7 protein-coding genes are annotated in these 7,471 nt (G+C 67.6%); 1 reads left to right on the forward strand and 6 read right to left on the reverse strand.

Annotated features, from left to right (window positions below; translation table 11 throughout):
• Window positions 1-77 precede the first annotated feature (77 nt).
• Window positions 78-842: a CPBP family glutamic-type intramembrane protease gene (locus D7Y61_RS19040; RefSeq protein WP_180868568.1), complete on the reverse strand. Its 765-nt coding sequence runs from the start codon at window positions 840-842 to the stop codon at window positions 78-80.
• A 149-nt stretch (window positions 843-991) separates the two neighbouring features.
• On the opposite strand from D7Y61_RS19040, the gene D7Y61_RS19045 reads away from it, so the two are divergent.
• Entirely contained in the window at window positions 992-1,312 is a 321-nt protein-coding gene (locus D7Y61_RS19045; protein ID WP_180868570.1) for a zf-TFIIB domain-containing protein, read from the forward strand.
• A 16-nt stretch (window positions 1,313-1,328) separates the two neighbouring features.
• Here D7Y61_RS19045 and D7Y61_RS19050 read toward each other — a convergent pair whose 3' ends face one another.
• From D7Y61_RS19050 to recQ, 5 genes are all read right to left on the reverse strand, one after another.
• A complete protein-coding gene (locus D7Y61_RS19050; RefSeq protein ID WP_180868572.1) occupies window positions 1,329-1,841 on the reverse strand; it encodes a GNAT family N-acetyltransferase in 513 nt (170 codons plus the stop codon).
• A gap of 82 nt (window positions 1,842-1,923) precedes the next feature.
• The gene (locus D7Y61_RS19055) at window positions 1,924-2,904 is read right to left on the reverse strand and encodes a copper resistance protein B (RefSeq protein ID WP_180868574.1); all 981 of its coding nucleotides are present in this window, start codon (window positions 2,902-2,904) and stop codon (window positions 1,924-1,926) included.
• Window positions 2,901-4,709, reverse strand: coding sequence for a copper resistance system multicopper oxidase (locus D7Y61_RS19060; protein WP_180868576.1), 1,809 nt, complete (start codon window positions 4,707-4,709; stop codon window positions 2,901-2,903). Before D7Y61_RS19060 ends, D7Y61_RS19055 begins: the two co-directional genes overlap by 4 nt.
• Window positions 4,710-4,784: 75 nt before the next feature.
• On the reverse strand, window positions 4,785-5,168 hold the full coding sequence (locus tag D7Y61_RS19065; protein ID WP_180868578.1) for a CopL family metal-binding regulatory protein: 384 nt from the start codon (window positions 5,166-5,168) through the stop codon (window positions 4,785-4,787).
• Window positions 5,169-5,338: 170 nt separating this feature from the next.
• Window positions 5,339-7,144, reverse strand: a complete 1,806-nt coding sequence (gene recQ / locus D7Y61_RS19070; protein WP_111204464.1) for a DNA helicase RecQ — start codon at window positions 7,142-7,144, stop codon at window positions 5,339-5,341.
• Between the last annotated feature and the right edge of the window lie 327 nt (window positions 7,145-7,471).

The raw sequence follows: 7,471 nt of genomic DNA on the forward strand, positions 1-7,471 counted from the left end.
GAAAGCAGCAATGAAAAGGCGCGCAAGTATGCGCAAGCCGGGGGTGATCCCGGCGTGCACGCCAGGCTAAGTGGGCGTTACAGCCGATGCTGGTGGCGTCGTACCCGCCAGGCCAGCACCGCCACCGCCAGCAGGGCCGTGCCAATGCGCAGGCTGGTGGCCTGCCAGCCCAGCGCGACGGCGTCATCGAGGCTGAACACGTTCCAGGCCAGGTTCATCGATACGTGCAGCACCAGGCCGCACCACAGGGTGTTGCCATCCAGATGGTCCAGCCAGGCGAAGATGAAGCCGCCCAGCGCGATGACCGCGCCGACGAACAGGGCGTTGCCGCCGCCGTCGAAGCCGCCGAAACCCAGCCAGTGCACCCAGCCGAACAGCAGCGCCTGCGGCAGCGCAAGCAGGGCCCACGGGCCGCGCATGAGTTTCACCAGCAGCACGAAGCCGAGGCCGCGGAACAGCACTTCCTCGGCCAGCGGGAACAGCACGGCGAGCATCGTCGCATCCAGGGTGGTCAGTGCGGTGTTGGGCGTGCCAAGCAGCGCCAGGCCCAGCCAGCAGGGCAGGCTGGCCAGCAGCACCCACAACGGGCCACGCCAGCGGTTTCCGTGCAGTCCCAAGCTGGCCATCAGGCCCACCCCACGGGGGCGCAGCAGCGCAGCCAGGAGCAGCGCCAGCAGTACGGCCAGTGCGTTGTCGAGCAGGCTACCGCCGTAGGCAATGGGCAAGGCGGGAATCGGCCTGCCGGCGGCGGCCGCGATGTCGCGCAGATTCAGGCCAACGCCGACGCCGAGCAGCACCAGCAACAGGCGTAGTGGACTGGGCAAGCGGGACAGGACAGTCATGTACGCACTCCTTGCGGGTCTGGGCGCAGTGTGCGGGCGCAGCGGCGGCCGAGGCGCACGCCGGAAGTCCCTGTGCCATCGGTCATGCGTTGCCGCACAGTCATCGCGGTGCAGGTACAGTCAAAGCCAGACCGACAGGAGCGATGCCCATGCTGTGCCCCGTGTGCAAGACCCAGACCCTGCAGATGGCCGAGCGAAACGGCATCGAGATCGACTACTGCCCCGGCTGCCGCGGGGTGTGGCTGGACCGCGGCGAGCTGGACAAGATCATCGAGCGCGCAGGCGCCGGTGCTGCCGTGCCGCCGCCCGCTCCGGTGCAGTCGCAGCCGGCCGCCGCGCCACCGCCGGTGATGCACCGCGATACCCGCCACCTTGGCCAGCGCTACGAGGACAACCGTGGTCAGCAGTACGGCCACGGCTACAAGAAAAAGAAGAAGGACAGCTTTCTGTCGGAGCTGTTCGACTTCTAGGCGCTTCGCCGCGCGGTCACGGCCGACGCAGGATGAACTCGCGGTCGTGGGTGTCGCCGACGATGAAGTCGTACTCGCCAACCTTGCTGCAGCCGTAGCGCGCGTAGAAGCGCTGCGCGCCGAAGTTCTCTTCCCACACGCCCACCCACAGGGTGCGGCGCTGTGGCTGGTCCAGCCACTCCATGAACGCCTGCATCAGGCGCGCGCCGTGGCCGCCGTTCTGGTAGTCGGCCAGGATGTAGAAACGCTTCAGTTCGATGTCGCCCCCTCGGGCCTCCGCATGCGGCAGGGTGTTGGCGCCGGCGGCCAGGTAGCCGACCACGCTGTCGCCGTCCATCAGCAGCCAGACCGCACTGCGCGGATCGGACAGCTCGGCGCGCTGCGGTTCGCTGCTGTAGTGCGCCTGCAGGAAATCCTGCAGCTCCTGCGCCGGATACGAGTCGCCCCAGGTTTCGTTGTAGGTGGTGATGGCAATGGCCGACAGCGCGTCGACATCGGCGAGGGTGGCGCGGCGGATCTGCAGCGACATTGGTGGGGCCTGCATTGGAACGTGGCGCAGTGTAGCCAGCCCCGGCGGCTGCCGGGGCTGGCCAATGCTCACGTAACGCTGCTCAGAACCACATGCGCACGCCGGCCACCCAACGCGTGTCGCGTGCGTGGTCGCCGGCATAGTCGGCGGTGTCGCCGAAACTGCGTTCGTGGCTGATACCGATGTACGGCGCGAAGCGGCGGCTGAACTCGTAGCGCAGGCGCAGCCCGGCCTCGACCGTGTTCAGGCCGCGGCCGATACCGTATTCCGGCTCGTCCTTGGCTGCCAGCGTGGCTTCCAGCAGCGGCTGCAGGATCAAACGGTTGGTCAGCAGCACGTCGTACTCGACTTCGGCCTTGGCCAGGACCTGGCCACCGGAACCCATGTACAGCGTGGCCGAGCTTTCGAACTTGTACGGCGCCAGGCCCTGGATGCCGATCGCCGCCCAGGTGCGCGAGTCGGCGGGGCGGAAGTCCTGGCGCACGCCGACCAGCACGTCCCACCACGGCGACACGCTACGGCCGTACAGCGCCTCCAGCGATGACGACTCGGTTCGGCCACGGCTGCGTTCGCCATCGGTGCGCAGCCACAGGCGGTTGATGTTGCCGCCGATCCAGCCGGTGGCTTCCCAGGCCTGGCCGTTGCTGCTCTTGCCATCCCAATGCTCGAGGCGGTCGATCAGCAGCAGGCTGTTGATCTCCGGCGCATGCTCCATCGCACCGTGGGCGATGGGCGGGAATGCAGCGGCACGGTCGGCATCGGTCGGGACCGGGATCGGTTCGCGCGGTTCGGTCGGCGCGGGCGTGCTGTGACCCATGGCGGCGTGGTCCATCTTGGAATGGTCCATCGTCGCCGGCTGCATCGCGCCATGGTCCATCTTCGAGTGATCCATGGTCGAGTGATCCATCTTCGAATGATCGACCGGTTCGGCCGGCGTCTTCGCGGTCTTCGCCTGCGCGTCCATCGCGGCCATGTCATGGCCTGCGTGCGACTGCGCGAACACCGGCAATGCGGCGGCCAGGCCCAGCGCCAGCAGGCAGGGGGAAAGCAGTGAGCGGCTCATTCTTCGATCCTCACTTCGCGCATCATGCCCGCTTCCATGTGGTACAGCAGATGGCAGTGGTAGGCCCAGCGGCCGAGTGCATCGGCGCGCACGCGGTAGCTGCGTCGGGTGCCCGGCGGCATGTCGATGGTGTGCTTGCGGACCTGGAACTCACCTTGGGCGTTTTCCAGATCGCTCCACACGCCGTGCAGGTGGATCGGGTGCTGCATCATGGTGTCGTTGACCAGCACGATGCGCATGCGCTCGCCGTAGTTCAGCCGCAGCGGTTCGGCGCTGGCAAACGGGACGCCATCGAACGACCAGGAGAATTTCTCCATGTGGCCGGTCAGGTGCAGCTCGATCTCGCGGCTCGGCTCGCGGCCATCAGGATCCTCGAACAGGCTGCGCATCGCGCCGTAGGTCAGCACCTGGCGGCCGTTGTCGCGCAGGCCGATGCCGGGGTCGTCCAGCTTCGGTTCGGTGGCCGAACTCTGCATGTCCACCAGCGGGTTGTTACGTTCGCTGACCGGATGCTTCGGTGCCTTGTTGGCGGTATCGCCGCCGTGCGCGCCGTGGCCCATGCTGGCGCCGCAGCCGCCTTCCATGCCTTTCATCGCGGCCATGTCGTGGCCGCCATGACCGCCGCCACCCATGTCATGCCCCATGTCGCTCATCGTCAGCAACGGGCGCGGGTCGCGCGCGGGAATCGGAGCCTGCAGGCCGTGGCGTACCGCCAGCGTGCCGGCGGCAAAGCCGGTGCGGCCCATGTCCTGGCAGAAAATGGTGAACGCGTCCTGCCCGGTCGGTTCCACCAGTACATCGTAGGTTTCGGCCGGGGCGATGCGGAACTCGTCGATGCTGACCGGATGGATGTACTGGCCGTCGGCGGCGACCACGGTCATCTTCAGGCCGGGAATACGCACGTCGAAGTAGGTCATCGAGGCGCCGTTGATGAAGCGTAGCAGCACCTTCTCGCCGCTGCGGAACAGCCCGGTCCAGTTGCCGGCCGGCGCGGTGCCGTTCATCAGGTAGGTGTAGGTGTGCGCATTGATGTCGGAGATATCGGTGGGCGTCATCCGCATCCGGCCCCACATGCCACGGTCGGACAGCGCGGCCGACCAGCCGTCGCGCTTCACGTCACGCAGGAAGTCGGGCAGGGTGCGCTTGTAGTAGTTGTCGTGCTCGGCGAGCTTCTTCATGCGCCGGAACAGCGCGCCCGGATCCATATCGGTCCAGTCCGAGAGCATGATCACGTGCTCGCGGTCATGGTGATACGGCGCCGGTTCGACCGGGTCGATGATCAGCGCGCCGTACAGGCCGGCCTGCTCCTGGAACATCGAGTGGCTGTGGTACCAGTAGGTGCCCGACTGCTTGAGGTCGAAGTGGTAGTGGTAGGTTTCGCCGGGGCCGATGCCGTTGAAGCTCAGGCCGGGCACGCCGTCCATGTTGGCCGGCAGCAGGATGCCGTGCCAGTGGATCGAGGTCGGGTGGCGGTCCAGCGTGTTGCGCACGAACAGATCCACCGTCTGGCCTTCGCGCCAGCGCAGGATCGGCGCGGGCAGCGAGCCGTTGACGGTGATCGCCGGACGGGTGCGGCCGGTGAAGTTGGCCAGCGATTCGCCGATGGCCAGTTCGATGCGGGTATCGCTGAGTACGGCCGGGGCGCCGGCCAGGCGTGGGGTGGCGCTGGCCGCTGCAAGCGCGCGCTGCTGCACGCCGACGGCGGCGATGCCGGCGACCACGCCACCGGCGGCCAGGCCCTGTACGAACAGGCGGCGCGACGGCATGGGCAGGGCGCCCGGGCCGGGGGGATTACGGGTATTCATGAGGATGACTCCAGACACGGAAAGACGCCGGCAGGCCGCCGGCTCCGGTGCGCAGCGCGCACGCTGCGTGGGGAATCAGCCGATGGGAGGGCGCGAGATCGGCGGCAGTGGCGGTGCCGGGCGGCCAATGGCCGGCATCGGCTGCGGTGCCAGCGACAGGCCGGGACCGGCCAGGTACGGCAACGGCTGCACCACCAGCAACGGATGCTGCGTGCAGCTGCGCACGCAGTCCTTGATCTGGCAGTGGGCGTCGTGGGCGGGGGCCTTGGCCTGCGGGGCCTCGTCGGCCTGCATGGCGGCGTGGTGGTGGCAGTCGGCGTCGCCGCCTTCAACCGTGGCGGCCATGGCATGGGCCATGCGCCCCATTTCCTCATGACCGCTGGCCATGGCCGCGTTCAGCCCGTTGAGCAACAGGCTGAGCATGAGCACGACACGGAGCAGGGTTGAGGCGAGGGACATGGCACTAATCTAGCCGCAAGCGGCCGTGGATGCACTTCCGGCTGAATGGCCGGTTCAAGGTTGGACCTGCACCAGTGTAGAGCCGAGCCTACGCTCGGCTGCCGTTCGCGCAGAAGCAGCCGAGCGTAGGCTCGGCTCTACAGGGGCACCAGCGCACGGTTGGCCCGGCGCTACCCTTCTTCGCGCACGATTTCGACCAGGCGTGGGCCGTAGCGGCTCAGCTTGGTGCCGCCGATGCCGCCGACCCGGGCAAGTTCATCCAGGCTGGTCGGGCGCTGTTCGGCGATGTTGCGCAGGGTGCTGTCGTGGAAGATCACGAACGCCGGCACGTTCTGTTCGCGGGCCAGTTCGGCACGCAGGCCGCGCAGGGCGTTGAACAGGGCGAGATCCTGCGGCAGCACCGACAACCCGGTGCGCTGCGCGCTGCGCTCGCGCCCGCTGGTGCTGCTGGCCGGGTCGCGGCGCATGCTGATCTGGCGGCGGCCGGTCAGCACGTCGCGGCTGGCGTCGGTCAGGCGCAGGCCACCGTGGCCCTCGCTGTCCACTTCCAGCAGGCTGGCGGCGACCAGTTGGCGGAACACGCTGCGCCAGGTGCGTGCATCCAAGTCGCGGCCAATCGCATAGGTGCTGAGCTTGTCGTGGCCCTGCTGCTTCACCTTCTCGTTCTCGCTGCCACGCAGGACGTCGATCAGGTGGCCGACACCGAAGCGCTGGCCGCTGCGGTAGACACAGCTCAGCGCCTTCTGCGCTGGAATGGTCGCGTCCCACGAGGCCGGCGGCGTCAGGCAGTTGTCGCAGTTGCCGCAGGGCTGCGGATAGGTCTCGCCGAAACCGGCCAGCAGCACCTGGCGGCGGCACTGCATGGATTCGCAGTAGCCCAGCAGGTGGTCGAGCTTGCCCCGCTCCAGCTGCTTGCGTTCTTCGCCGGCCTCGGACTGCTCGATCATCTGCTTGAGCAGGACCACGTCGCCCAGGCCGTAGCACAGCCACGCTTCAGCGGCTTCGCCATCACGGCCAGCGCGGCCGGTTTCCTGGTAGTAGCCTTCCATCGACTTGGGCAGGTCGGTATGCGCGACAAAGCGCACGTCCGGCTTGTCGATGCCCATGCCGAAGGCGATGGTGGCGCACATCACGATGCCATCCTCGCGCAGGAAGCGGCGCTGGTTGTTCGCGCGCACTTCCGGCGGCAGGCCGGCGTGGTAGGGCAGGGCATTGAAACCCTGACCGCACAGGAACTCGGCGGTCTCCTCGACCTTTCGCCGCGACATGCAGTAGACGATGCCGGCCTCGCCACGATGGCCGCGCAGGAAGTCGGTCAGCTGCTTGCGGGCGTTGTCCTTCTGCACCACGGTGTAGCGGATGTTGGGGCGGTCGAAGGAGCTGACGAAGTGGCGCGCTTCCTGCAGGTCGAGGCGCTCGGCGATTTCGCGCTGGGTCGGCGGGTCGGCGGTCGCGGTCAGCGCGATGCGTGGAATCTGCGGCCAGCGCTCGTGCAGCACGGTCAGCTGCCGGTATTCCGGGCGGAAGTCGTGGCCCCACTGCGACACGCAATGTGCTTCGTCGATGGCGAACAGGGCGATGTGGCTGCGCGACAGCAGCGACAGGAAGCGGCCGGTCAGCAGTCGCTCGGGGGCGACATAGAGCATGTCCAGCTCGCCGGCCAGCAGCTCGCGCTCGACGCGGCCGGCGGTCTCGGCGTCCAGGGTGGAATTCAGGTACTCAGCACGCACGCCGAGCTGGCGCAGGGCTTCGACCTGGTCCTGCATCAGCGCGATCAACGGCGAGATGACGATGCCACATCCGTCACGGAGCAGAGCCGGGACCTGGTAGCACAGCGACTTGCCGCCGCCGGTGGGCATCAGCACCAGGGCATCGTGACCGGCAGCCACATGCTCCACGATGTCCTGCTGGGGACCACGGAAATCGTCGTAACCAAAGACGCGTTGGAGCAGGTCGTGCGCGGGACGGGAAGCCATCCAGCTAGTTTACCCCGGCGGGGGTGGTAGGGGTTCGGCAGGGCTGCGCCCTGCACCGCTGTAGAGTCGAGCCATGCTCGACTGAAGCAACGTCAAAAGCGGGCTATCCGTGGGTTGGCGGGGCGGTGTCGGATTGCGAGGACGCCGCAAGTACGTCCGTGTAGGCTTGGCCGCSGCATCCATGCSGCGGACACCCCGCAATCCGACACCGCCCCGCCTTCGACAGGTTCACGCGGCTGTGGGTAGGTGTCGACCTTGGTCGACACATCTGTCAGATATCGAATGAACAAAATGGGGTCGGRGCCCTTTTACSCAVGAAAAAVGCTC

The organism is Stenotrophomonas maltophilia (genome assembly GCF_013464485.1).
GTDB classification, from domain to species: Bacteria; Pseudomonadota; Gammaproteobacteria; order Xanthomonadales; family Xanthomonadaceae; genus Stenotrophomonas; species Stenotrophomonas maltophilia_AW.

Coding starts and splice junctions, on each gene's coding strand:
- recQ (WP_111204464.1), bottom strand. CDS start 7,144: ATGGCTTCCCGTCCCGCGCACGACCTGCTCCAACGCGTCTTTGGTTAC.
- D7Y61_RS19050 (WP_180868572.1), bottom strand. CDS start 1,841: ATGTCGCTGCAGATCCGCCGCGCCACCCTCGCCGATGTCGACGCGCTG.
- D7Y61_RS19060 (WP_180868576.1), bottom strand. CDS start 4,709: ATGAATACCCGTAATCCCCCCGGCCCGGGCGCCCTGCCCATGCCGTCG.
- D7Y61_RS19040 (WP_180868568.1), bottom strand. CDS start 842: ATGACTGTCCTGTCCCGCTTGCCCAGTCCACTACGCCTGTTGCTGGTG.
- D7Y61_RS19065 (WP_180868578.1), bottom strand. CDS start 5,168: ATGTCCCTCGCCTCAACCCTGCTCCGTGTCGTGCTCATGCTCAGCCTG.
- D7Y61_RS19055 (WP_180868574.1), bottom strand. CDS start 2,904: ATGAGCCGCTCACTGCTTTCCCCCTGCCTGCTGGCGCTGGGCCTGGCC.
- D7Y61_RS19045 (WP_180868570.1), top strand. CDS start 992: ATGCTGTGCCCCGTGTGCAAGACCCAGACCCTGCAGATGGCCGAGCGA.